The organism is Kitasatospora sp. NPDC088861 (assembly GCF_044750105.1).
Classification (GTDB): Bacteria; Actinomycetota; Actinomycetes; order Streptomycetales; family Streptomycetaceae; genus Kitasatospora.
The window spans coordinates 1-24226 of sequence record NZ_JBIVJF010000032.1 but is presented as its reverse complement, the minus strand read 5'-3'; the positions used below and the strand labels follow the sequence as shown (position 1 = coordinate 24226).

The following is a 24226-nucleotide window of genomic DNA, read 5'->3' as shown; positions in this document are numbered from 1 at the left end:
CGTACGAGCCGCGGCCATAGTCTCCAGGTGCCGACCCGACCTCCGCGCCCCCGCCGCCTCGCCTGGGCGAGCCGCAACTTCCGCATCCAGACCGCCGCCACCGTGGTCAGCGGCCTCGGCAACGCCGGTGCCCCCATCGCCACGGCCTTCGCCGTGCTCGGCCACGGCGGCACCACGTCCGAGGTCGGCTACGTCACCGCCGCCCGGCTGCTGCCCACCGTCCTGCTCCTGGTGGTCGGCGGTGCCCTCGCCGACCGGATGCCCCGGCACCACCTCATGGTCGCCGCCAACCTGTTCAGCGGCCTGTCCCAGGTCGTCCTGGCGGCACTGGTGCTGGCCGGGGACATCCGGCTCTGGCAGCTGATGCTGCTCTCCGCCGCCGGCGGCGCCGGGTACGCGCTCTACTCCCCCGCCTCCGGCGGCATGATGCTGCAGGCCGTCGCCCCGGAGCACGCCGCCCGGGCCTTCTCGGTGTTCCGGATGGGCCAGAACGCCTCCCAGATCGGCGGCGCCGCGCTCGGCGGCGCGCTCACCGCCGCCGTCGGCCCCGGCTGGGTGCTCGCCCTGGACGGCGCCTGCTTCCTGGTCGCCGCCTCGCTCCGGTTCTTCCTGGAGGCCGAGCAGGCGCCCGCCCCGCAGGGCCACAGCATGCTGCGCGATCTGCGGGAGGGCTGGCGGGAGTTCGCCTCCCGCCGCTGGCTCTGGGTGGTCGTGGCGCAGTTCTCCGTCCTGGTCGCCTGCATCGGCGCGGTCGAGTCGGTGTACGGGCCGACGGTCGCCAAGGAGCGCCTCGGCGGGGCGTCCGACTGGGGCCTGGCGATGGCCGCCTACGGCGTCGGGCTGGTGGTGACCGGCGTGCTGATGGCCCGCTGGCGGCCCCGCCGGATCCTGCTGGTCGGCAACTGGGGGGTGTTCCTGTTCGGCGTGCCCGCCCTGGCGCTGGCGGCGGAGGCGCCGCTGCCGCTGCTCGCCCTCGCGATGTTCCTGTCCGGGGTCGGCGTCACCGTCTTCGGCGTCAACTGGATGGTCGCGCTCCAGCAGGAGATCCCCGAGGAGATGTTCTCCCGGGTCGCCGCGTACGACGAGCTCGGCTCCTTCTCGCTGTCCCCGATCGGCATCGCGCTGGCCGGCCCGGCGGCCACGGTGCTCGGCCTCTCGGGCGCGCTGTGGGCCTGCGCCGTCGTCTGCCTGGTGCTCAGCGCGGTCGTGCTGCTGGAGCCTCAGGTCCGCCGGCTGGCCCGCAGGAGCACCGTCGACGCACCGGTGGCCGCCGCCGAGCCGGTGGCCGCGCCGTGAGCGCCCCGTGCGCCCCGCGTGCGCCCGGCCGTACGCAACCACTGGTACGCCAGGTTCGTCCGACCAGGTAAGTCACACCACCGTCTCTGGGGGCCACTGGTGCCGAAGCCGCTGCTGTTCCTGGACGTCGACGGGGTGCTCAACCCGGTCTGCCCGCACCCGGACGCCGGGTTCGACACCCACACCCTGCTCGGCTACTCGGTGCTCCTCTCCGCCCGGCACGGCGCCTGGCTGCGCGAGCTGGCCGGCACCTACGAACTCGTGTGGGCCACCACCTGGGAGGAGCACGCCAATGCGCACATCGCCCCGGCGATCGGCCTGCCCGCCCTCCCGCTGGTCCGCTTCACCGGCGACGTCCCGCAGCCCGGTGACCCGCGCGTCCCGCTGATGGAGCTGCTCTCGGCCCGCAAGTGGGCCCCGCTGCTGCGCTACGCCGCAGGCCGCCCGTTCGCCTGGGTGGACGACGTCATCCCGCCGCGGCTGGTCCGCAACTCCCTCTGGCGCCGCGACCGCCTGCTGCTGCCGATCGACCCGGGCCCGGGCCTGGAGCGTCGGCACGTCGACCGCCTGCTCGCCCGGCCGCCGCGCACCCCGGCCGGCCGCCTCCCGCTCAGGGGGTCGGCAGCCAGCTGACGTGCCCGGCGAGCAGCGCGTACCCGACGAAGGCCACCGTGTCGATCAACGCGTGCGCCGCGACCAGCGGCATCACCCGCCCCCAGCGCCGGTAGAGCAGGCAGAACACCGCCCCCATCACCATGTTGCCGACCAGCCCGCCGACCCCCTGGTACAGGTGGTACGAGCCGCGCAGCACCGAACTCGCCACCACCGCCGCCGGCCACGACCAGCCCAGCTGCCCGAGCCGGCGCAGCAGGTAGCCGAGGACGACGACCTCCTCCAGGGCGGCGTTCTGCCACGCGGAGAGCACCAGCACCGGGATCCGCCACCACACGTCCGGCAGCCCGGACGGCGCCACCGTCAGGTTGTAGCCGGCCGCCTGCGAGGCCAGGTACAGCACCAGCCCGGAGCCGCCGATCGCGGCCGCCACGGCGGCGCCCCGGCCGAGGTCGCGCAGCTTCTGCCCGAGGTCGAAGCCGAGCACCCGCAGCGCGGCGCCCTCGCGCACCAGCAGGTACCCGACCAGCACCACCGGCATCAGCCCGCGCCCGATGTAGTACAGCTGCCACACCAGGTCCAGCCAGGGCCGGCCGGGCGCCCGCGAGCCGTTCAACGTGGCGACCTGCTGGCCGAGTTGGATCGGTTCGGTGAGCGAGGCCGCGAAGCTGATCAGCGCGCTGACGCCACTGGCCCCGAGGGAGAGGCCGAGGACGATCAGCAGTTCCACGCCGAGCAGCCGGCGCGTGGGCTTCGCGGTCTCCGGTGCGGTCGGGAGGGTGGTCACGGGGGCTCCAGCGTGGCGGGCGTCGCTCCGGCCGTCGGCCGACCGCCGGAGCGATCATCCTGACACAGCGGTCCGGCTACCCGACCGGCCAGGTGTGCACCGGCTCGCCGGTGCGCATGTGCTCGATGTAGCGCCTGGTCATCGCGGCGAGCGCGGCCGGGCGGTCCATCCCGTACTGCTCGCGCAGCCGGTGGAAGGTCGCGCTCTGCCAGGCCGCGCCGTTGGTGCGGCGCAGGCAGCGCTGCTCGATGATCCCCAGGTAGCGGTCCCGGTCGGCGGGCTCCACGCCCCACTCGTCCAGGCCCTGGTGGGCCATCGGCAGCAGTTCGTTGAGCACCAGGTCGACGGCGGACACCGTGGTCAGCCCGCCGCCGCGGCCCGCCCGGCCCGCCCGCGGCCACTGGAACACCGCGTCGATGCCGTAGCGGGCGCCCTGCCGGAAGTTCTCGTCGGCCCGCTCGAACGGCAGCCGGGTCCAGACCGGCCGGGGCTGCTCGGCGAGCACCCGGACCAGCCCGTAGTAGAAGGCGGCGTTCGCGAGCGTGTCGGCCACCGTCGGCCCGGCCGGCAGCGCCCGGTTCTCCACCCGCAGGTGCGCGGTCCCGCCCGCGATGTCGTACACCGGCCGGTTCCAGCGGTAGATCGTGCCGTTGTGGAGCCGCATCTCGGCGAGCCGGGGCGCGCCGCCGGAGGCGAGCACCTTCAGCGGGTCCTCGTCGTCGCAGATCGGCAGCAGGGCGGGGAAGTACCGCAGGTTCTCCTCGAACAGGTCGTACGCCGAGTCCACCCAGCGCTCGCCGAACCAGGTGATCGGCCGGACGCCCTGCGCCTTGAGTTCCGCCGTACGGGTGTCACAGGCCTGCTGGAACAGCACCGGACGGGTCTCCCGCCACAGCTCCCGCCCGAACAGGAACGGCGAGTTGGCGCCGAGCGCGAGCTGCGCCCCGCAGATCGCCTGGGCCGCGTTCCACACCGAGGAGAAGCGTTCCGGGGTCACCTGAAGGTGCAGTTGCAGGGAGGTCGCGGCGGCCTCGGCCACCATGGTGATGGTCTCCAGCTGGAGGTGTTCGACGCCCTCGATGTCCAGCGCGATGTCCTCGCCGCGGGCGGCCAGGATCTGGTCGCTGAGCAGGCTGTAGCGCGGGTTGTGGGAGATCGCGTCCAGGCCGGTGTGACCGTGCTCCAGGGTCGGCAGGATCCCCACCATGACGATCCGGGCACCGGCCTCGGCGGCCCGCCGGTCGGCGTAGCGCAGCCCGGTTTCGAGCTCCTCGCGCAGATCCTCGAAGACGTGCCCGCACAGCCGGTGCGGCACGATGTTCACCTCGACGTTGAACTGGCCCAGTTCGGTCTGGAAGTCGCTGGAGCCGATCGCGCTCAGCACCTGCGCGTTGCGCAGTGCCGGCAGGCCGTCCTCGTCGGCCAGGTTGAGCTCGATCTCCAGGCCCATGACCGCCCGCGGCCGGTCGAACCGGTCCTCGCGCAGCATCCGCCCCAGCGCGTCGAGGCAGGCCTGGAGCTTGCGCCGGTACAGCTGCCGGTCCGCCAGATCAGCCCGAGTCGCCACGACCTTCTCGCCCACGGTCCCCTCCTCCTGAGACACCGGCCGACCCGACCGTGCAAGCATCATGCCCACCTCGAAGATCGATACCCGAATGCTCGTACTGGCTTGCAATGCAAGGAAACTGACGGATATTCAGCAGATCTGCCGACTTGCCCGGCGCCACCGCCTGTGATAAACAGGTCACCCTGCGCACCTGTTCGATAGAATTCGCACTGCGCTCCGGCCGGCCCGCTCCGCCTCGAAACCCTCGTCGACGGCGGCGACCGCGCCGGCACCGCGATCATGCACAACCGGACACGGCCAGGTCCCGTCACCGATGACACGCCGCGCCACGCCGGTATGCCGCACTCGCACGCCGATCTCGCACGGAGAGGCGGACCCCGCCATGACTCTGCAGACCCCCCAGCCCCCGCCGAGCGCCCTGCGCGCCGTCCTGGCCGCACTCGACTCGGAGACCGCGCTGCGCCAACCCGCCGCCGCAGCACTGCGCCATCCGGTCGGCCCGCTGCTCCCCGCGCACCCGCTCGCCGTCCACGTCCTGGACGGGCCGCGCCCGGAGCTGCGCGCCGCCCGCCGGACGGGCTGGCGATTCCTGATCAAGGACGGCGCCGAGGTCGCCGCCGCCGCGGAGGTCGTCCAGGCCGTCGAGGGCCACACCTTCTCGCACTTCACCGCCGGCCCCTACCTCGACTCGACGGTCCGGGCGCTGCGCCAGGCCTGGCAGCTCGCCCAGGGCTCCCGGTCCCGCCAGCAGCCCCGGCTGCTGACCTTCCCCGGGCAGTACGCGACAGCACTGTGGCTGCACGGCCCCGACGCCGACCCGGCCGCCGACCAGCTGATCCCGCTGGCCCCGGCCCCGCTCGGCGTCACCGCGCACCGCGCCTACCCGGCCGGCGAGCTGCTGCCGCTGCTCACCCGGGCGCCGCTCGCCAAGCCACTGCTGCTCGGCTCCTCCTGAGCCGACCCCACGCCGCCGGGCCGCCGGGCCACCACCCGGGGGCCCGGCGGCGTGCGCGTCGCCCTCGCCCGCCCGAACCACCCGGACGGGCCATCCGCCCTGACCTCCTCGGGCCATGCCGCAGCTGACCCATCGGTGCGCCGTTTCCCGCCGGACCCGCCTGAACGGGTGATCTCTACCCGGGAGTTGTGGCGCATGTCACGAAATCCCTGCGCGCGCGACCGTAGATGCCGACACTGGGAACCAGCGTGGAAGGACCACCTGTCCTACCCACTTGAGCGCCGGTCCACACCTGGTCGGCGCGCGGACAGGATCCGGCTACCGCGGCGGCTCCCGACGGCTCCGCCGGCGGCCGCACCACGGGGGAGGATCGCAGAGCGAAGCGAGGGTACGTATGTGCCAGCACCGTCCTGAGTGCCCGTCGGCCGAGTCCGAGGACCGCGAGGCGGCCGTCACGGTGGCCTGCCACCCGGAGCAGGGCTGGAGCCTGCTCTGCAACGGCGTCGTGCTGTTCGAGGACACCGGAGAGCTGCTGCCCGACGGCCGGGTGATCGCGCCGCGCCGCCCCGTCGCCCGCGCGGCCTGACCGCACCGGCGGGGGCAGCCGCCGAACGACGACAACGGGCAGGGCCCCGACGGTACGTGCCGTCGGGGCCCTGCCGTACGTCCGGTCCGGATCAGACGCCGTACTCCTCCAGCGGCGGGCAGGAGCAGACCAGGTTGCGGTCGCCGTACGCGCCGTCGATCCGGCTGACCGGCGGCCAGTACTTGTCCGCCGGGTTCACGCCCGCCGGGAAGACCGCCTCCTGCCGCGAGTAGCCGTGCGCCCAGTCGCCGGCCAGCTCGGCGGCGGTGTGCGGGGCGTTGCGCAGCGGGTTGTCCGCGGCCGCCCACTCGCCCGAGCCGACCTTGTCGATCTCGGCCCGGATCTCGATCATCGCGTCGCAGAACCGGTCGATCTCGTGCAGGTCCTCGGACTCGGTCGGCTCGATCATCAGCGTGCCGGCCACCGGGAAGGACATCGTCGGCGCGTGGAAGCCGTAGTCGATCAGGCGCTTGGCGATGTCGTCCACCGTCACGCCCGTCTCCTTGGTCAGCGGGCGCAGGTCGATGATGCACTCGTGCGCGACCAGCCCGCCGGGGCCGGTGTAGAGCACCGGGAAGTGCGGTGCCAGCCGCTTGGCGATGTAGTTGGCGTTCAGCACCGCGACCTGGGTCGCGCGCTTGAGGCCCTCGCCGCCCATCAGCCGGACGTACGCCCAGGAGATCGGCAGGATGGCCGCCGAGCCCCACGGCGCCGCCGAGATCGGGCCGACTCCGGTGGCCGGACCGGCCTCCGGCTGCAGCGGGTGGTTCGGCAGGTACGGCGCCAGGTGGGCGCGCACCGCGACCGGGCCGACGCCCGGGCCGCCGCCGCCGTGCGGGATGCAGAAGGTCTTGTGCAGGTTCAGGTGCGAGACGTCCGCGCCGAACTTGCCCGGCTTGGCGAGGCCGACCAGGGCGTTCAGGTTGGCGCCGTCCACGTACACCTGGCCGCCGGCCTCGTGCACCAGGGCGCAGATGTCGGTGATCTGGGTCTCGTACACGCCGTGGGTGGAGGGGTAGGTGACCATCAGCACGGAGAGGCTGTCCCGGTGCTGCTCGATCTTGGCCTTCAGGTCCTCGACGTCCACGTCACCGTCGACCAGGGTCTTCACCACGACCACGCGCATGCCGGCCATCACCGCGGAGGCCGCGTTGGTGCCGTGCGCGGAGGACGGGATCAGGCAGACGTCGCGCTGGGTGTCGCCGTTGGCGTGGTGGTAGGCGCGGACGGCCAGCAGGCCGGCCAGCTCGCCCTGCGAGCCCGCGTTCGGCTGGATCGAGACGGCGTCGTAGCCGGTCACCTCGACCAGCTGGCGCTCCAGCTCGCGGATCAGGCTGAGGTAGCCCTGGGCCTGCTCGATCGGCGCGAAGGGGTGCAGCTGGCCGAACTCCGGCCAGGTGACGGCCTCCATCTCGGTGGTCGCGTTGAGCTTCATGGTGCAGGAGCCCAGCGGGATCATGCCGCGGTCCAGCGCGTAGTCCCGGTCCGACAGGCGGCGCAGGTAGCGCAGCATGGCGGTCTCCGAGCGGTGGCTGTGGAAGACCGGGTGGGTCAGGTACTCGTCCTGGCGCAGCAGCGCGGCCGGCAGCGCGTCGGCGCCCTCGGCGACCTCGACCGCGGGGACGCCGAACGCGGCCCAGACGGCGGCGAGGTGCTCGCGGGTGGTGGTCTCGTCGGTGGAGACCGAGATCCGGTCCGCGCCGTCCTGGTGGACGTTGACGCCGTTGGCGCGGGCGGCGGCCGCGATCTCGGCGGCACGGCCCGGGACGACGGCGGTGACGGTGTCGAAGAACTCGCCGTGCAGCAGCTCGACGCCGCCGGCCCGCAGGCCCTCGGCGAGGGCGGCGGCGTAGCGGTGGGTGCGGCGGGCGATGTCGGCCAGGCCGTCCGGACCGTGGTAGACGGCGTACATCGAGGCCATGACGGCGAGCAGCACCTGGGCGGTGCAGATGTTGCTGGTGGCCTTCTCGCGGCGGATGTGCTGCTCGCGGGTCTGCAGCGCCAGGCGGTAGGCGCGGTTGCCGTCGGCGTCGACCGAGACGCCGACCAGGCGGCCGGGCAGCGAGCGGGCGTACTCGGCGCGCACCGACAGGTAGCCGGCGTGCGGGCCGCCGAAGCCCATCGGCACGCCGAAGCGCTGCGAGGTGCCGCAGGCGATGTCGGCGCCGAGCGAGCCCGGCGAGGCGAGCAGGGTCAGCGCCAGCAGGTCGGCGGCGACCGCGACGATCGCTCCGAGGCCGTGCGCCTGCTCGATGACCGGGGTGAGGTCGCGGACCACACCGGTGGCGCCCGGGTACTGGAGCAGCACGCCGAAGACGCCGCGCTCGGCGATCTCGGCCGGGATGCCCTCGGACAGGTCGGCGACGACGACCTCGACACCGGTCGGCACCGCGCGGGTGTTGATCACCGCGGTGGTCTGCGGCAGGGTCTCGGCGTCGACCAGGAAGACGCCGCCCTTGACCTTGGTGACGCGGCGGGCGAGCGCCATCGCCTCGGCGGCCGCCGTGCCCTCGTCGAGCAGCGAGGAGCCGGAGGTCGGCAGGCCGGTCAGGTCGGAGACCAGGGTCTGGAAGTTGAGCAGCGCCTCCAGGCGGCCCTGGGAGATCTCCGGCTGGTACGGCGTGTAGGCGGTGTACCAGGCCGGGTTCTCCATGACGTTGCGCAGGATCACCGGCGGGGTGAAGGTGCCGTAGTAGCCCAGGCCGATCATCGGCTGGAGCACCTGGTTGCGGCTCGCCAGCTCGCGCAGTTCGGCGAGCACCTGCGCCTCGCTGCGGCCGCCGGGCAGGTCCAGGCCGGTGATGGAGCGGATCGCCTCGGGAACGGCGGTGGCGGCGAGTTCGTCCAGCGAGCCGTAGCCGATGGACGCCAGCATCTTCTGCTGCGCGGCGTCGTCGGGGCCGATGTGGCGGTTCTCGAAGGGGCTGGCCAGCTCAAGCTCGGTGAGGGTCGAGGCGCCGGTGGGGCGTCCCGCGTTCGGCTGGGCGTTCATGGTGGTCGAGGCCTCCTGGTCACGGACCGGCGGGGGTGCGCACGCCGACCGGCCGGAGCCGCTGCGGACAGCGGCTCGACCCGGGCGGGCGAACCCGACAGGCCTCCCCCTCTGTCATCGGGACCTGAGAGCTTCACCCGCACGGCGCGCTGTGGGCACGCCGCCGGCTTGCACCGTCGGTGAGGGTGGTGCCCGTCGGCTCCCTGCCGACGGTCCTGCCCTGCTTTCCAGAGTGACCTACCCCACACGGTACGGATGCCTGAGAGATTCCGGGGAGGAGTTGCTCCTTCGGCGCCCCGACCAGCGCTTTCCGTGGCCGGGGACTCTCCCGAGCGGGCTCGGCGGTCGCCGCCCAGGGTACCAGCGGCAGGCCCCCTGATCACGGTCGCGTCGGGTCGCTCGGGGTCTACGCGCGTCCCCCGGACGGTCCAGCCCGGAGCCCGTCCGGCGCACCCCGGTCGCGCCCGTCCGATTCATGGCCTTTGGTGTGAAGTGGCAGGCGGAACGGGTGCTCCGGCCACGGTCCTGCGGGAGTTCCGCAGGCGCAGCGCACTGGAGGAAAGAGTGCAAACCGATATCGATCCCCGGGACCTCATCGGCCACAAGGCGGTCGACCGCAACGGAGACAAGATCGGCACGGTCGACGAGGTCTACCTGGACGACGCCACCGGCCAGCCGGAGTGGGCAGCCGTCCGGACCGGCATCTTCGGCCGGGACGCCTTCGTCCCGCTCACCACCAGCGAGTTCTCCGGCGACGAGCTCCGGGTGCCGTACGACAAGTCGCTGGTGAAGGAGTCGCCGGACTTCGGCGTCGGCCAGCACCTGTCGCCCGCCCAGGAGCTCCAGCTCTACCGCTACTACGGCCTGGACACCCCGGCGAACGGCCGCCCGGTCGGTCGGGACAGTGACCTCCCGGTCGGTCGGGACGGCGACCGGCCCGCCAGTCGTGAGGGTGACCGGCCGGCCGGCCGCGAGAGTGACCGCCCGGTCGGCCGGGACGGCGGCCGACCCGCACGCCCCGACCTCGACTTCGGCACCACCTCGGCGGCCGAGCCCGTGAAGCCCATCGCCTTCCACTCCCTCGACCCCGCCCCGACCACCGCCCCTGCCGACCCCACCGGCACCGCGACGGAGGTCAGCGTGCGGACCCTCAACACCCCCGCACCCGCGGCCGCCCCCACGACGACCGAGCCCAAGCCGCAACCCGCCCCGATCGTGACGACCACCGCGACCACGAACTCGGCCGTGGCCCCGCCGGCCTCGGAGCGCTCGACCGGTCCGGCCCCGTCGTCCCCCAACGGCCCGGTGGAGATCACCTGCCGCGAGGAGCGCCTGGACATCACCACGGACTGGCACATCGTGGGCACCGCGAAGCTGCGCAAGTACGTGACCAGCGAGCAGGTCGAGCGCCGCGTCCCGGTGGTCCGCGAGCGCGTCCGGGTGGAGCGGATGCCGGTGAGCGAGGCCGAGCGCGCCTCGCTCACCGAGAAGGAGATCGCCGAGGCGGTGGAGGAGGTCACCCTGCGCGAGGAGCGCCCGGTGGTCCGCAAGTACCTCACCCCGATCGAGCGGGTCCGCCTGGTGGTGGAGCGCTACACCGCCGAGGAGGTGATCCGGGACGAGCTGCGCCGCGAGCACGTCGAGATCCACGACAACACCGCCGCCGCCCCGGCGACCCCGGTGGCCACGCCGGCGGCCGAGGCCCCCCGCCCGGCCGTGCTGCGCCCGTTCGCCTGACCCCTCGCCCCAGGGCCCCGGACCCATCGGTCCGGGGCCCTCGGCATGCCTCGTCCCGGTCGCCGCCCGGCCGGAATCCTTCGATTTTGCCAAAGCGTCACCAATGGATATTTGACACTCTGAAGTATCTCCCGGCATGGTTACTTCAGTTCATTCACTATGTACGGGAGGAAGCAACCGTGAGTGAGGCACCACAGCCCACCACCGCGGCCGAGAAGCAGAGCAGCGCCCGGGTCCTGCCGGCCCTCATCCTGGCGATGCTGTCGTTCAGCGTGGTGCAGACCGCGGTCGTCCCGATCCTGCCCTCGCTGGCCAAGGAACTGAGCGTCTCCGCGTCCAGCGTCACCTGGCTCATGACCGCCAACCTGCTCTCCGCCGCCGTGCTGACTCCCCTGCTGGGCCGCTTCGGCGACCTCCGGGGCCGTAAGCCGATGCTGCTGATCTCGCTGGCCGGTCTGGTCGCCGGCTCGGCACTGGCGGTCAGCACCCACTCCTTCACCTGGCTGGTCGTCGCCCGCGTCCTTCAGGGCGCCGGCGGTGGCGTGCTCCCGCTGGCGATCAGCATCGTCCGCGACGAGCTGCCCAAGCAGAAGGTGACCGGCGGCGTCGCCGCCATCAGCGCCTCGATGGGTGTCGGCTCCGGCCTCGGCCTGGTCGCGACCGGTCTCCTGCTGGAGCACTGGAGCTACAAGTCGATCTTCTGGATGGGCCTGGTCTTCGGCCTGATCGCGGTCGCCCTGGTCGCGTTCCGCGTCCCGTCCGACCCGGTCACCGACAAGGAGGGCGGCGCCGACCCGCTCGGCGCCCTCACCCTGGCCGGCTGGCTCTCCGCGCTGCTCGTCGCGGTCAGCCAGGGCAACCACTGGGGCTGGACCTCGACCAAGACCCTCGGCCTGTTCGCCGTGGCCGCCGTCGTCGCCCTGATCTGGGGGGTCATCGAGACCAAGGTCGCGCACCCCCTGGTGGACATGAAGATGATGTCCCGTCCGGCCGTCGCCTTCACCAACCTGGCCGGCCTGCTGATCGGCTTCGGCATGTACGGCTCGTTCATGGTGATCAGCAACTTCGCCCAGACCCCGGAGAAGCTCACCCACTACGGCTTCACCGCGACCGTCCTGCATGCCGGTCTGCTGCTGCTGCCGTCCGCGATCGGCTCGATGGTGGCGGCTCCGGTCGGCGCGATGCTGATCGCCCGCCGCGGCCCGCGCCTGCCGCTGGTCCTCGGTGGCGTCCTGGGTGCCGTCGCGATGGCCTACCTGGCCGTGCGGCACAGCCACGAGGGCGACATCTACACATCCTCGGCGATCTTCGGCCTCGGCATCGGCCTGGCGTTCTCCGCGATGCCGGCCTACATCAACGGCGCCGTCCCGGTGGAGCAGAGCGGCATCGCCAACGGCATGAACGCCGTGCTGCGCACCGTCGGTGGCGCGATCGGCACCGCCGTGATGGCCGCCATCCTGACCGGCGACACCATGAAGCTGCCGCCGCAGATCCCGCTGCTGCTGCCCACGCTGGACGCCTACAAGCACGCGTTCTGGGCCGCGGCCGTCGTCTGCGCCGTCGCCGGCGTCGTCCCGTTCCTGATCCGCGGCGTCAAGCCGGCCGCCACCGTCGTCGCCTCGGGCGGGACGGCCGAGCGGAACTCCAGCCCCGAGCTGGCCAAGACCGACGCCTGACCAGGCGTCCGGCCGCCGCGCTCAGGGACAGGGCGCGGCGGCCCGGCCTTCGGACGGTCGCGAGGGCATCACGACCGCACGAAGTCCGGCACGGTATGCGGCCCCAACCGGTACTCCCCCCACCGGTCGGGGCCGCTTCGCGTTTCACACCCCCGGCGCCCCCGTCTCCTCCGGCCCCTCCCTCTCCCCGGGCGCCCCCGTCTCCTCCGGCCCCTCGGCCCCCCAAAGCGGCAGCGGACGGGCCGGTTCCAGCGCCGGATCGTCCACCGCGAAGGTCCGGATGCGCCCCGGCCCGCTCCACGGCGTCTCGAACCGCACGGTGACCCGCCCGACACCGCTGCCCTGCACCCACCCGGGCCCCAGCTCGGTATGGCGGACGTCCTGCCCGGGCATCCAGCGGCGCGGCGCGACCGCCTCCGGTTCCTCCTCGGCCGTCTCGACCTCCGCCTCCGCGTGCTCGGCCGCCTCCTCCCGCAGGGCCTGCGCGAACAAGTCCTCCTGGGTGTAGTCGGCCAGCTGGGCGACCCCCACCCCGAGCAGCCGCACCCCGCCGGTGATGTCCACCTGGGAGGCCAGCCGACGCGCCGTCTCGATGACCACCGCCTCGTCGTCGGTGGGCCCGCGCAGCGTCTCCGAACGGGTCAGCGTCGAGAAGTCGAACCGCCGGACCTTGAGCACCACCGTCCGCCCCGAGCGCCCGGCCGCGCGCAGCCGCCGCACGCACCGGGCGGCCAGCACCTCCACCTCGCGCAGCACCCGCTCCCGGTCGGCGAGGTCCACCTCGAAGGTGTCCTCCACCGAGACCGACTTGGCGTCCTGGTCGGCCACCACCGGCCGGTCGTCCAGCCCTATCGACATCTGGTGCACACCCGCGCCGTGCGCCCGCCCGAGCAGCTGCACCAGTTCGCCCTCCCCCGCCTCGGCGAGGTCCGCCACGGTGTTCAGTCCGGCCCGCCGCAGCACCTGTTCGGTGGCCGGCCCGATCCCGGGCAGCGCCCGGACCGGCATCGGGCCGAGCACGGCCCGTTCCTGCCCGGGTTCGATCAGCACCAGCCCGTCCGGTTTGGCCTGCTCGGAGGCGATCTTCGCCATCAGCTTGGATCCGGCCGCCCCGACCGACCCGGTCAGCCCGGTGCGCCGCTGGATGTCCGCCCGCAGGTCCTCCGCCAGGGCGAGCACCAGCCGCTCCCCGGTCTCGTGGTCGGACTCCGCCAGCACCGGACCGTAGGGGCCGGCCTCCAGGTCGACGAAGGCCTCGTCCAGGCTGAGCGGCTGCACCAGCGGCGACAGCTCGCGCAGCAGACCCATCACGAGCTCGCTGACCTGCCTGTAGGCCTCGAACCGGCCGCTCAGAAAGGCCGCGTTGGGGCAGAGCCGGCGCGCCTGCGCCATCGGCATCGCCGAGTGCACCCCGAACCTCCGCGCCTCGTACGAGGCGGTGGAGACCACCCCGCGCCCGCCGAGCCCGCCGACGACCACCGGTTTGCCGCGCAGGCTCGGCTTGGCCGCCTGCTCCACCGCCGCGAAGAAGGCGTCCATGTCGAGGTGGATGATGCTCGGCAGTGATCGCACCCGCCGATCATCCCGCAGGGGTCCGACAATGCGTACGAACCCGGGCAGGCCCTAGCGCTGCGCGGCGTCCGCCAGCGCCTTCGGGATGCCGTCCTCCCGGGGGCCGAGGAACAGCGGGTCCGGCCGCAGCCAGGCGTTGACCGCCGCCTTGCCCGCCCCGGGGATCTCCCGCAGCCCGCCGTACAGCCAAGTGCCGTCGTGCGGTTCCGGCACCCCGACCGCGTACGCGTCGATGCCCGCCGCCTCGCACAGGGCCAGCGCCCGGCGGACGTGGAAGTCCTGGCTGACCAGCACCGCCCGCTCCACCCCGAAGACCCGCCGGGCCCGGGTGCAGGAGTTCCAGGTGTCGAAGCCCGCGTAGTCGCCCACCACCCGGACCGCCGGCACCCCGTGCTCGATCAGGTACGTCCGCATCGCGTCCGGCTCGTCGTAGCTGTCCCGGCCGTTGTCGCCGGTCACCAGGATCGCCTGCACCTTCCCCGCCCGGTACAGGTCCAGCGCCGCGCTCAGCCGGTGCTCCAGGTACGGCGACGGCTTGCCCTGGTCCAGCCCGGCGCCGAAGACCACCGCGACCGGCGCGGACGGCACGCCGGCCACCGTGCCGACCCGGTCCCCGGCCGAGCACCACAGCCACGCGCTCGGCGCCAGCGCCAGCGAGCAGAGCACCGTCGCCGTCTGGAAGGCCCTGCGCTGCACGGACCGCCGCCGAAACCGGACCTTCAGCAGCCCGCCCCGACGCCGCAGCAGACCCGCTATCCCGGTGCCGAACCCCACGTGTCCTCCCTCGATCGCCTCACCAGGCGCAACGACGAGGCCGCGGGCCCGGACGGTTCCCCGTCCGGGCCCGCGGCCTCGTCAGTTCTGCGTTCAGACCGCCCGGTTGCGCCGCTGGGCCAGCTCGTCGGACGGGTCGTGGCCGACCAGCGTCTCGCCGGTGTCGGTGCGCTCCGCGTGCAGCCGCCCGAGCGTCAGCTCCAGCTCCCGCCAGACCGCTCCGACCGCGATGCCGAACACGCCCTGACCGCCCTTCAGCAGGTCCACCACCTGCTGCGGTGTGGTGCACTCGTACACCGTCGCGCCGTCGCACATCAGCGTCATCCCGGCCAGGTCGCCCTGCTCGGCCGCCTGCAGATGGGCGACCGCCACCCGGATGTTCTGCAGCGAGACGCCCGCGTCGAGCAGCCGCTTCACGATCTTCAGCAGCAGGATGTCGCGGAAGCTGTAGAGCCGCTGGCTGGTGGCCGGGTACGCCGAACGGACGCTGGGCTCCAGCAGTCCGGTCCGGGCCCAGTAGTCCAGCTGGCGGTACGTGATGCCGGCCGCCGCGCAGGCCGTCGGACCGCGGTAGCCGATCAGTTCGGACGTCGGGGCCAGCCGCTCGATGGCGGGCTGACCGGGCTGCACGGCCGGGAACCTGCCCACCCGGGGCAGGTCCGTCACGGTGCGAGCGGTGCGCGGCAGGTGCACGGCACACAGGCCTCCCACGGCCGTGTCATCGCCGGTGCTGCTCATGCCTGCCTCCGTCCACTGGTGCTGCGGGCAACCCGAACTGCGGGCATCGGTCACCCGGACAGCCACTCCTGACGGTAGGCAGTCCCCTATGACCCGTCAACGATCGCCACGCCGGGCCAGCCAAACCACATCACTCAGGAGAGTGGTTTTTCGTGCCCCTAGTGTGGGTAGGTCGACGGTTTTTGGCAAAACGGCAAGCCAAACAACGGCCTGACCTGTAGGGAAATCCGGTTCGCACTACTGCGGACCGCTGCCCCCGAAGTCCTCGGGCGACACCTGGTCGAGGAACTCGCGGAACTTCTCGACCTCGTCCTCCTGCTCGTCCGGGATCGCGATGCCCGCCTCGGCGAGCACCTCCTCGCTCCCGTAGATCGGCGTGCCGGTGCGCAGGGCCAGCGCTATCGCGTCGGACGGCCGGGCGCTCACCTCGACCCCGCCGGTGAAGACCAGCTCGGCGTAGAAGACGCCCTCCCGCAGGTCGGTGATCCGGACCTCGGTGAGCTGCTGCCCGAGCGCCTCCAGGACGTCCTTGAACAGGTCGTGCGTCAGCGGGCGGACCGGCGTCATGCCCTGCTGGGCGAAGGCGATCGCGGTCGCCTCGCCGGGACCGATCCAGATCGGCAGGTACCGATCGCCCCCGACCTCCCGCAGCAGCACGATCGGCTGGTTGGAAGGCATCTCCACTCGGACACCCACGACGTCGAGCTCATTCACACAGGCAACCCTATGGCTCAGGCCCCGGATATGAAAGCGCAGGGCCGACGCCGCTGGTCAGCGCGGTGCACGCCGACCGCCCGGGGTCTGGACGGCCACCCCGCAGGAGCCCCGCGGGAATCCCACGGGGACGCTATCCGCGGCTGCGCAGACCGGCCTGGACCATCGCCGCGTGCAGCCGCACGGACAGTGTCGCCAGCTCCCGCGCGGTGGCCTCGGCATGGGCCCTGGTCTGCGGGTTCCGGTGCCGGCGCAGTGGCGCCACCACCTGTTCCACCAGCGCGATCTCCCGATCCGCCGCGGCCTTCATGGCCCGCAGGTGCCGCGGTTCCAGCCCGTACCGGCCGAGTTCCGCGACCAGCCGGGCCACCTGCAGCGCCTCGCCGTCGTACCCGCCGTCCGGACCGGGCGCGACCAGACCGTAGGACTCCCATTCGGACAGCTCGCGCTCACCGGACTCGGCGGCCGCCAGCAGTTCGGCACGCCCCAGCCGGACTCCGGACGGGACGTCGGCCGAGGCCCCCAGCTCCCGGTCCGCTTCCTCCACCGGCCCGGGTCGGGTGTCGGCGGAGGGCGGCAGCGCGGGCGGTGCCTCACCGCGCTCGATGGCGTCCAGGTGCTCGCGGATCACCCGCAGCGGCAGGTAGTGGTCACGCTGCATCCGCAGGACGTAGGCCAGCCGCTCGACGTCGGCCGGGCTGAACTTGCGGTACCCCGAGGGCGTGCGCTGCGGCTCGACCAGCCCCTCCGCCTCCAGGAACCTGATCTTGGAGATGGTGACCTCGGGGAAGTCGTCGCGCAGGAAGGTCAACACCGCGCCGATGCTCAGCAGCTCGTCACCGCCGCGCCGCCGCCCACCCGGCCGGTCCGGGCGGACCGGCTGCCTGGGGCCCGCGACCACCCCGCGCGCGCCGCGGTCCGCGTGCGGACCGGACGATGCGGGGGTGGCCGCCCCGAGAGAAGATGAAGGGGTATTCGTACTCACTCGGGCTCCTACCGACGTTGGGTTCAGTACCCCCGGTTGTGGCCGGCGAAGAACACCAGCCGGTACTTCCCGATCTGCACCTCGTCACCGTTGTTCAGCGACACCTCGTCGATCCGCTCCCGGTTGACGTAGGTGCCGTTGAGGCTGCCGACGTCCGCGACGCTGAACCCGGCCTGCGTCCGACGGAACTCCACGTGGCGCCGCGAGACCGTGACGTCGTCCAGGAAGATGTCGCCCTGCGGGTGACGGCCGGCCGTGGTGACGTCCGAGTCCAGCAGGAAGCGGCTGCCCGAGTTCGGACCGCGCTGGACGATCAGCAGGGCCGAGCCCGGCGGCAGCGCGTCGATCGCCGACAGCACCTCGGCCGACAGGGCCGGCGTCGCGCCGGTGCCGGTCGTGGTGTTGGGGTCGTACGACTCCAGGCCGGAGATGGAGATGGTCGACGTGGTCTCCGCCGCCCCCTCCGGAAGCAGGCCACCGCGCAGGGCCGTACCGCAGTTGGAGCAGAACCGGGCCGATGACGGGTTCTGGTTGCCGCACCTGGGGCACGGAGTGGGGCCAGCCATGTTCACAGCCTCCTGGCGCGGCACACCCGACGGGTTGTGCCCGGCGTACGGATCGGGGGCAAACCCTCCACCAGAGGTTGAGGGTCCTGACTGGAAACCTATGCGCGGGTCGCCGGAAGGGTCAACCGACGCGCCGTAGCCCACCGGATTCCCTGCGTACTGGGCGGCGGCGCCGTCCCGGAACAGCTGCTGCTCGGCGTACGGCGCCCCCTCTGGAGCGGGGCGCATGCCCGGCACGGCGGCCTCGTCCTCGGGCCGGCGGTGCCGCGCGGTCGGCGCCTCGACGGAGGCCGCGCCACGGCCCTTGTTACGACCGAACAACTTCGAGAAGAAACTCACGGGCGAATCCCCTTGCGTGTGACAGACCCGCCCGCGGGGCAGGGTGAGAACCTCGGACAGACTGCGGGCCCGGTTGCGGATCGGGCCTGCTGGAGTGGTACTCCGACGGTTGGTACTGCTGTTGGTGCTCCGGTGCGTGCTGGTACGACCCAGTCTCGCCCACGCGACGGCGGCGCCCCGCACCGGGTGCCGCCCGCAGGTGACGGGCCGTTCGTCGGGCGCCCCGTCACTTCGAAGCCGGCTTGGCGTACTGCGGCGTCTTCAGATCCACGAGGGCGTCCACGACCACCTTCTGCTGCTGGGTGATCGTCGCCCGCGCCTGGTGACTCTCCAGAGTACGGACGACACCCCCCGGGATGTTCAGCGCGGGTGTCAGATCCTGCGGGTTCCCCACGACGGTGAACCGATAGGGCTGCGAGACCTTCTTCCCGTCGATCTGCACCCCGCCGCCCGACACGTCGGTGAAGTAGGTGTTGACCACCACGCGCACATCGTTGATCTGAATCGCCTCCGCCCCTGCCGCTCGAAGTTCTTGCAGGGTGTCCAGCAGCATATCTGCCTTCACCTGCCCTTGGGGATCATCGACCGTGAGTACGATGCCCGGACCAGTGGCTTTGACGGTACCGGCGAGCACGCCGAGCTCCGTCGCCTTCTTCCTGGTCTGCTCCTGGGCCTCCTTGGCCTGGTTGGAACTGTTCTCCAACTTGGCCAGGGACTGCTCCAACTCCGCCTTCTCCTGCTGAAGACGCTGCTGACGGCTGTCCAGTTCGTCGAGGATGCGCACCAGGTCCTCCTGGCGGGCCCCGCGGAGCTGGCTGTGGTGGTCGTTGGTCGACCGCACCTGGATCGCCAGCCCCAGACCGAGCGAGAACAGCAGCAGCGCCACCACCAGCTGCCCGCGCGACATCCGCGGCGGCCACAGGGCTGCCTTGAGGCGCCGCCGTCCCGCACCGCGGTCCAGGGCGGCCGGCTCCACCACGGGCTCAGGCTCGGGCTCAGACGCAGGCACGGGCGCAGGCGCTGCGGCCTTCGCGAGCCGCACCGCGGGCGTGGGCGCCGCCTCCGCATCAAGCTCAGGCTTAGCGTCAGACTTCGCCGCAGCCTGTTCCTCGGGCTCCCCCACCGCCGCCACGGGCCCCTCGGCCCTCCCCGGCTCCTCGGCCGGTTCGGCGCGCTGGACCTCCCCGGCCCCGTCCACCGGCTCGACCGGGCCCGCCTCGGCCGCCGACTCCGGCCCCGGCGCCTCGGCAGCCCGCTCCGACGCCTTCCCGCCGCCGTCCGCGTGCTCCTCCGCCGCCCCGCGGCCCGGCTCAGGCGCGGAAGACATGGCGCCGAATCGCGGCCGCGTTGGAGAAGATGCGGATGCCGAGGACGACGACCACACCCGTGGACAGCTGCGAGCCGACGCCCAGCTGGTCACCGAGGAAGACGATCAGTGCCGCGACCACCACGTTCGACAGGAACGAGACGATGAACACCTTGTCGTTGAAGATCCCGTCCAGCATCGCCCGGACGCCGCCGAACACGGCATCCAGCGCCGCCACCACCGCGATCGGCAGGTACGGCACGACGGCGTCCGGCACCTCGGGCTGGACGAAGAGTCCGACGACCACCCCGATCACGAGACCCAGTACGGCAATCACGGTCTAGCTGCTCCTGTCCCTGCGGACGACGACCCGGTCGGGGCCGTCGTGGACGAGTGGGCTGTCGTGGTCTTCGCGGACCCGCTCGGCGTACGCCGACCGGTGCTGCCCGCAGACGGTGAAACGGACGCGCTCGGGCTCCCGGAGGTTCCGGCGGTGGGTGACGGCGTCGGGGTGACCGAAGCCGCCGACGGGGACGCCGGGGGCGAGGGCTCGGGCGTGACCGGCTGGGCGGTCCGCAGCGTCACGCCCACCGCGGCCGGCAGCGTCAGGCTCTTCTGCGCGGACATGGTCGACTTGATGCCGTACTTCTCCTGGAGCAGCCGCAGGTACTGCCCGGCCATGTCGTTCTCGAAGGCGGTGAGCAGCTTCGGCCCATCCCCGATCGCCTGGATGTTGTACGGCGGGACGAGCGGTCGGTTGTCCACCAGCACCGCCTCTCCCGCAGCCCGGATCGCCGAGAGCGCGGTGAGCCGCTGACCGTTGATCGCCACGGCTTCCGCACCGGATCCCCACAGGCCGTTCACCACCAACTGGAGGTCGCGGTCCCGTAGCCGGCCGCTGTTGGAGAAGCCCTGCCCGGCCCGCGGGTCGACGTTTCCCCCGCCGCCGGTCCCCGCCGCGTCCTCCAGGACCAGCTTGACGCCCGGCCCCGCGACCTCGCCCAGGCCCACCGCGCCGGTCAGACCTCCCTGGTCGCCGTCGCCCGTGGCGAGCGCCTGCTGCTGCGTGCTCTCGACCTTGCGCCGCAGGTCCTGGACCTGCTGCTGGAGGTGGTCGGCCGAGCCGTTGGTGTCGTTGATCCGGTGGATCAGCGCGTCCCGTTCCTTGGCCAGCGTCGGCTCCGCCTTGTGCGCGTTCACCGCGCCGACCGTCACCACGACCCCGACCAACGCCAGCCCGGCGGCCAGCGTGAGCAGGCCTCGGGCCGTCCTGGGTATCCGGCTGTCGTGGTCTCCGCCCCGCGCCGCAGCCGCCTCGGCGTAGCCCTCGTCGAGGCTGTGGTCCATGACGTTGGTCAGCAGGGACATCGAGGCGTCCGGGCGGTTGTACCGTCCGTTCGGGGCACTCGGCGTCGGCGTCGCTGGCATGCGGACCATCGTCCCACGTCGGCGAAGGGGCCCGCGCACACCCCTTGAGCTGCACACACGACACAAAGTGACGGATCATTGCGAACAGTGTTAAAACGGACAGCGGGGCGCGCGGACCATGCCGCGCGCCCCGACCGTCAGGACCGTCGGACGATCAGGCCGGTGTCGTCACCTCCCGGCCCCGTCGACCACCGCCGCCCACTCGTCCAGCAGCGCCTCCGTGGCCTCGTCGTCCGGACCCTCTGCCCACAGGTGGGTGGTCGCCTCGGCCGGGTCCGGCAGCACCAGCGTCCAGCGCCCGTCCGCCTCGACGACCCGGACGCCGTCGGTGGTGTCCAGCCGCCGACTGCCGGCCGCCTCGACCACCGAGCGCATCACCATCCCCTTGGCCGCCCACGGCGTCGCCAGGTCCCGACGACGGATGTGCGCCTGCGGGATGCGCGCGTCGATCTGGCTCAGCGTGAGCTGGGTCCGCGCCACCAGGCCGACCAACCGCACGAAGGCCGCGGCCCCGTCCAGCACTCCGCTGAACTCCGGCACCACGAACCCGCCGCGCCCGTCCCCACCGAACACCGTGCCCTCGGTGGCGGCCGCCTTCGCCAGGTCGTCCGGCGTCGTCGTGGTCCAGATGACCTGGGTGCCGTGGTACGCGGCGACCTGCTCGGCGATCCGGGTCGTGGTCACCGGCAGCGCCACCTGCCCGCTGCGCCGTTCTGCCGCGACCAGGTCCAGCAGCACCAGCAACGCCCGGTCGTCGTCGATCACCCGGCCCAGTTCGTCGACGAACGCGACCCGCTCGCCGACCGGGTCGAAGCGGACGCCGAAGGCCGCCCGGGAGGAGGCCACCAGCTCACCGAGCCTGGCCAGCCCGGCCCGCCGCTCCTCCGCGTCCTCCGTCGGCCGCGCCTCGTCCAGCCCGCTGGAGACGGTGAGCGCCTCCACTCCGAGCCGTCCGAGGATGCTCGGCAGAACCAGGCCGGCGCTGCCGTGCGCGGTGTCCACGACCACCTTCAGTCCGGCCTCCCGGACCCCGGTGGTGTCGACGGCCCGCAGCAGGTTGCCCGCGTAGGAGTCGAAGACGCTGGACGGGAAGGTCAGGTCCCCGATCTCACCGGGGAAGGCCCGCCGGTACTCCTGGCGCGCGTACACGCGGTCCAGCTTGCGCTGGCCGGCCTGCGAGAGATCGGCCCCGCGCTCGTCGAAGAAGAGGATGTCCAGAGAGTCGGGCACCCCCGGCGTGGTCCGCAGGAAGATCCCGCCCGCACTCCCTCGCGCGGTGTGCTGCCGGGCCACCGGCATCGGCACGTTCTCCAGGTCGCGGACGTCTATGGCCGACGTCTGGAGCGCCGAAATCATCGCCCGTTTGAGCGCACGCGCACCACGCGAGTGGTCACGCGCAATGGTGACGGTCGCCCCCTTCTTCAGGGTCGTGGCGTACGCGCCGGCCAACCGCACGGCCAGTTCCGGGGTGATCTCGACGTTCAGGATCCCCGACACGCCACGCACGCCGAACAGGTGCTCCTGGCCGCGGGACTCCCAGATCACCGACGTGTTGACAACGGCGCCGGCCTCGATGGTCTTGAACGGATAGACCCGGACGTTCGCACCGATGATCGACTCCTCGCCGATCAGGCACTCGTCCCCGATCACCGCGCCGTCCTCGATCCGGGCGGCCCGCATCACGTCGGTGTTCTTTCCGACCACGCAGCCGCGCAGATTGCTCTGCGGCCCGATGTAGACGTTGTCGTGCACGACCGCCTTGTGGAGGAAGGCCCCGCGCTTGACCACCACGTTGCTGCCGAGCACGGTGTGCTCGCGGATCTCGACGCCGGCCTCGACCTTGGCGTAGTCCCCGATGTACAGCGGCCCGCGCAGCACGGCCTCCGGGTCCACCTCCGCGCCCTCGGCCACCCAGACGCCTGGCGAGATCTCGAACCCGTCGAGCTCGACGTCGACCTTGCCCTCCAAGACGTCTGCCTGGGCCTTGCCGTAGCTCTCGTGGGTGCCCACGTCCTCCCAGTAGCCCTCGGCGACGTAGCCGTAGACCCGCTTGCCCTCCTTCAACAATTGCGGGAAGACGTCACTCGACCAGTCGACGGACTCACCTGCCGCGACGTAGTCGAAGACCTCTGGTTCCATCACGTAGATACCGGTGTTCACAGTGTCCGAGAAGACCTGCCCCCAGGTCGGCTTCTCCAGGAAGCGCTCGACCCGTCCGTCGTCGTCCGTGATCGTGATACCGAACTCGAGGGGATTCGGCACCCTGGTGAGACAGACGGTGACCAGCGCGTTCTTGCTGCGGTGAAAGTCGATCAATTCCGAGAGGTCGAAGTCGGTCAGTGCGTCACCGGAGATCACCAGAAAGGAGTCGTCCTTCAACGCGTCCTCGGCGTTCTTGACACTCCCCGCGGTGCCTAGCGGCGTCTCCTCGTGGGCATAGGTCAGATGCATGCCCAGGTCCTCGCCGTCACCGAAGTAGTTCTTGACCAGTGAGGCCAGGAACTGGACGGTGACGACGGTGTCGGAGAGGCCGTGCCGCTTCAGCAGCCGAAGCACGTGCTCCATGATCGGCCTGTTGGCGACCGGAAGCAGCGGCTTCGGCATGCTGGAGGTCATCGGGCGGAGTCGGGTTCCTTCGCCCCCTGCCATGACAACGGCTTTCATTACGGGTGCGTCCTCCTTTGCGGTGGTGGACCTACAGAGGTCCATCAAACCGTTCCAGAGGGATCCCTACCCGGAAGGTATCGTCCGACGCACCGATACGGCGTGGGACTTCTCTCAGATCACGTCTCAGACTGCGGACGCGGAGCCCGTCGAGCCCGCACGGGTGATCCGCCGGGCCTGAACCGCGTAAAGAATACCGGCCCACCAGTACAATGTGGTCCCCCACCAGATGAAGGCCCAGCTCACCACCTCGGCCGGCCGAGCGATCCAGCTGTCCACGCTGCCGAGCAGGAGAAGCGGAAACGCGTACATCAGATTGAAGGTCGCGGCCTTCCCCAGAAAACTCACCTGAAGCGGCCCGTAACCGTGCCGGTTCAAAATGGGCAGCAGCGCACCGATAAACACTTCCCGGGCCAGCAGAATCGCCGTCACCCACCACGGAAGAAACTCACGCCAGGTCAAACCGACCAACGTGGACAGCACGTAGAGCCGGTCGGCCAGCGGATCGAGCAGCTGCCCCACCCGGCTGACCTGCCCCCATCGCCGCGCGAGTTTCCCGTCGAGGTAGTCGCTGACACCGCTCAGCATCAGGATCAGCAGCGCCCAACCATCGTTGTTGGGGCCGTCGAAAACCGGCCAGAGAATCAGCCAGAGAAAAAGCGGAACACCGACCAGCCGGCCCATGCTGAGCAGGTTGGGGATGGTGAGGACGCGATCGGTCTGGACCCGCGTCTCCTGGACCTCCACCCGGGGGCCTCCTGTCCCGTGTGACGACAATGCACGTTGACCCTACAACAGAAAAGCCCCCGCCAGGTTCACCCGGCGGGGGCTTCTCTCGAATGATTGTTCGGCGGCGTCCTACTCTCCCACAGGGTCCCCCCTGCAGTACCATCGGCGCTGAAAGGCTTAGCTTCCGGGTTCGGAATGTAACC

At 71.9% G+C, this 24226-nt stretch carries 20 protein-coding genes, 1 rRNA gene, 1 pseudogene and 1 riboswitch; of the genes and pseudogenes, 7 read left to right on the top strand and 15 right to left on the bottom strand.

Translation table 11 applies throughout. From position 1 onward, the window contains the following. The first annotated feature begins 27 nt into the window (after positions 1 to 27). Together ACIP37_RS32840 and ACIP37_RS32835 are read left to right on the top strand one after the other, a co-directional pair. Complete coding sequence (locus ACIP37_RS32840) at positions 28 to 1296, top strand: MFS transporter (protein WP_363585300.1); 1269 nt, start codon at positions 28 to 30, stop codon at positions 1294 to 1296. A 96-nt stretch (positions 1297 to 1392) separates the two neighbouring features. Beyond that, the gene (locus tag ACIP37_RS32835) at positions 1393 to 1929 is read left to right on the top strand and encodes an HAD domain-containing protein (protein WP_380426624.1); all 537 of its coding nucleotides are present in this window, start codon (positions 1393 to 1395) and stop codon (positions 1927 to 1929) included. Here ACIP37_RS32835 and ACIP37_RS32830 read toward each other — a convergent pair. Both ACIP37_RS32830 and ACIP37_RS32825 read right to left on the bottom strand, forming a co-directional pair. Further along, positions 1907 to 2695 (bottom strand): CPBP family intramembrane glutamic endopeptidase, encoded by a 789-nt coding sequence (locus ACIP37_RS32830; RefSeq protein ID WP_363585301.1) that lies wholly within the window; start codon positions 2693 to 2695, stop codon positions 1907 to 1909. The genes ACIP37_RS32835 and ACIP37_RS32830 overlap by 23 nt on opposite strands. 76 nt (positions 2696 to 2771) lie before the next feature. Then, on the bottom strand, positions 2772 to 4277 hold the full coding sequence (locus tag ACIP37_RS32825) for a glutamate--cysteine ligase (RefSeq protein ID WP_363585302.1): 1506 nt from the start codon (positions 4275 to 4277) through the stop codon (positions 2772 to 2774). A 367-nt stretch (positions 4278 to 4644) separates the two neighbouring features. Between ACIP37_RS32825 and ACIP37_RS32820 the strand changes: the two genes are divergently transcribed. Together ACIP37_RS32820 and ACIP37_RS32815 are read left to right on the top strand one after the other, a co-directional pair. Further along, positions 4645 to 5217, top strand: coding sequence for a hypothetical protein (locus ACIP37_RS32820; protein ID WP_363631927.1), 573 nt, complete (start codon positions 4645 to 4647; stop codon positions 5215 to 5217). A gap of 394 nt (positions 5218 to 5611) precedes the next feature. Then, a complete protein-coding gene (locus ACIP37_RS32815; protein WP_363585304.1) occupies positions 5612 to 5803 on the top strand; it encodes a DUF5999 family protein in 192 nt (63 codons plus the stop codon). Between the two features lie 91 nt (positions 5804 to 5894). Here ACIP37_RS32815 and gcvP read toward each other — a convergent pair whose 3' ends face one another. Next, a complete protein-coding gene (gene gcvP, locus ACIP37_RS32810) occupies positions 5895 to 8795 on the bottom strand; it encodes an aminomethyl-transferring glycine dehydrogenase (RefSeq protein ID WP_363585305.1) in 2901 nt (966 codons plus the stop codon). A 237-nt stretch (positions 8796 to 9032) separates the two neighbouring features. Continuing rightward, positions 9033 to 9136: riboswitch (glycine riboswitch) on the bottom strand. A 223-nt stretch (positions 9137 to 9359) separates the two neighbouring features. Here gcvP and ACIP37_RS32805 point away from each other — a divergent pair. The 3 genes and pseudogenes from ACIP37_RS32805 to ACIP37_RS32795 form a co-directional block, all read left to right on the top strand. After that, positions 9360 to 9722 (top strand): annotated as a pseudogene (locus tag ACIP37_RS32805) (PRC-barrel domain-containing protein); the annotation flags it as partial. Between the two features lie 129 nt (positions 9723 to 9851). Then, positions 9852 to 10532: a YsnF/AvaK domain-containing protein gene (locus ACIP37_RS32800; RefSeq protein WP_400811873.1), complete on the top strand. Its 681-nt coding sequence runs from the start codon at positions 9852 to 9854 to the stop codon at positions 10530 to 10532. A gap of 179 nt (positions 10533 to 10711) precedes the next feature. Next, positions 10712 to 12208 (top strand): MFS transporter, encoded by a 1497-nt coding sequence (locus ACIP37_RS32795; protein WP_363585306.1) that lies wholly within the window; start codon positions 10712 to 10714, stop codon positions 12206 to 12208. A gap of 144 nt (positions 12209 to 12352) precedes the next feature. On the opposite strand, the gene ACIP37_RS32790 is transcribed toward ACIP37_RS32795, so the two are convergent. From ACIP37_RS32790 to rrf, 12 genes are all read right to left on the bottom strand, one after another. Further along, positions 12353 to 13780: a DNA polymerase IV gene (locus tag ACIP37_RS32790; RefSeq protein ID WP_363631929.1), complete on the bottom strand. Its 1428-nt coding sequence runs from the start codon at positions 13778 to 13780 to the stop codon at positions 12353 to 12355. 51 nt (positions 13781 to 13831) lie between these two features. Further along, on the bottom strand, positions 13832 to 14554 hold the full coding sequence (locus tag ACIP37_RS32785; RefSeq protein ID WP_400811831.1) for a vancomycin high temperature exclusion protein: 723 nt from the start codon (positions 14552 to 14554) through the stop codon (positions 13832 to 13834). Between the two features lie 93 nt (positions 14555 to 14647). After that, the gene (locus ACIP37_RS32780) at positions 14648 to 15292 is read right to left on the bottom strand and encodes a MerR family transcriptional regulator (RefSeq protein WP_363585308.1); all 645 of its coding nucleotides are present in this window, start codon (positions 15290 to 15292) and stop codon (positions 14648 to 14650) included. A gap of 237 nt (positions 15293 to 15529) precedes the next feature. Then, on the bottom strand, positions 15530 to 16006 hold the full coding sequence (locus ACIP37_RS32775) for a bifunctional nuclease family protein (protein ID WP_063350203.1): 477 nt from the start codon (positions 16004 to 16006) through the stop codon (positions 15530 to 15532). A gap of 133 nt (positions 16007 to 16139) precedes the next feature. Beyond that, positions 16140 to 16835 carry a MerR family transcriptional regulator gene (locus ACIP37_RS32770; protein ID WP_363585318.1) on the bottom strand — a complete coding sequence of 232 codons (696 nt, stop codon included), beginning with the start codon at positions 16833 to 16835 and terminating at the stop codon, positions 16140 to 16142. A 179-nt stretch (positions 16836 to 17014) separates the two neighbouring features. After that, on the bottom strand, positions 17015 to 17896 hold the full coding sequence (locus tag ACIP37_RS32765; RefSeq protein WP_400811828.1) for an FHA domain-containing protein: 882 nt from the start codon (positions 17894 to 17896) through the stop codon (positions 17015 to 17017). A 226-nt stretch (positions 17897 to 18122) separates the two neighbouring features. After that, the gene (locus tag ACIP37_RS32760; RefSeq protein ID WP_400811871.1) at positions 18123 to 19019 is read right to left on the bottom strand and encodes a DUF881 domain-containing protein; all 897 of its coding nucleotides are present in this window, start codon (positions 19017 to 19019) and stop codon (positions 18123 to 18125) included. Positions 19020 to 19206: 187 nt separating this feature from the next. Continuing rightward, complete coding sequence (locus tag ACIP37_RS32755; protein WP_030062488.1) at positions 19207 to 19539, bottom strand: small basic family protein; 333 nt, start codon at positions 19537 to 19539, stop codon at positions 19207 to 19209. Then, positions 19536 to 20630, bottom strand: a complete 1095-nt coding sequence (locus ACIP37_RS32750; protein WP_363620831.1) for a DUF881 domain-containing protein — start codon at positions 20628 to 20630, stop codon at positions 19536 to 19538. The genes ACIP37_RS32755 and ACIP37_RS32750 overlap by 4 nt, the downstream gene beginning before the upstream one ends. A gap of 168 nt (positions 20631 to 20798) precedes the next feature. Continuing rightward, positions 20799 to 23294, bottom strand: coding sequence for a mannose-1-phosphate guanyltransferase (locus tag ACIP37_RS32745; protein ID WP_063350200.1), 2496 nt, complete (start codon positions 23292 to 23294; stop codon positions 20799 to 20801). Between the two features lie 126 nt (positions 23295 to 23420). Continuing rightward, complete coding sequence (gene pgsA, locus ACIP37_RS32740; RefSeq protein ID WP_363585311.1) at positions 23421 to 24041, bottom strand: CDP-diacylglycerol--glycerol-3-phosphate 3-phosphatidyltransferase; 621 nt, start codon at positions 24039 to 24041, stop codon at positions 23421 to 23423. A 98-nt stretch (positions 24042 to 24139) separates the two neighbouring features. After that, a 5S ribosomal RNA gene (gene rrf, locus ACIP37_RS32735) occupies positions 24140 to 24226 on the bottom strand; the annotation flags it as partial.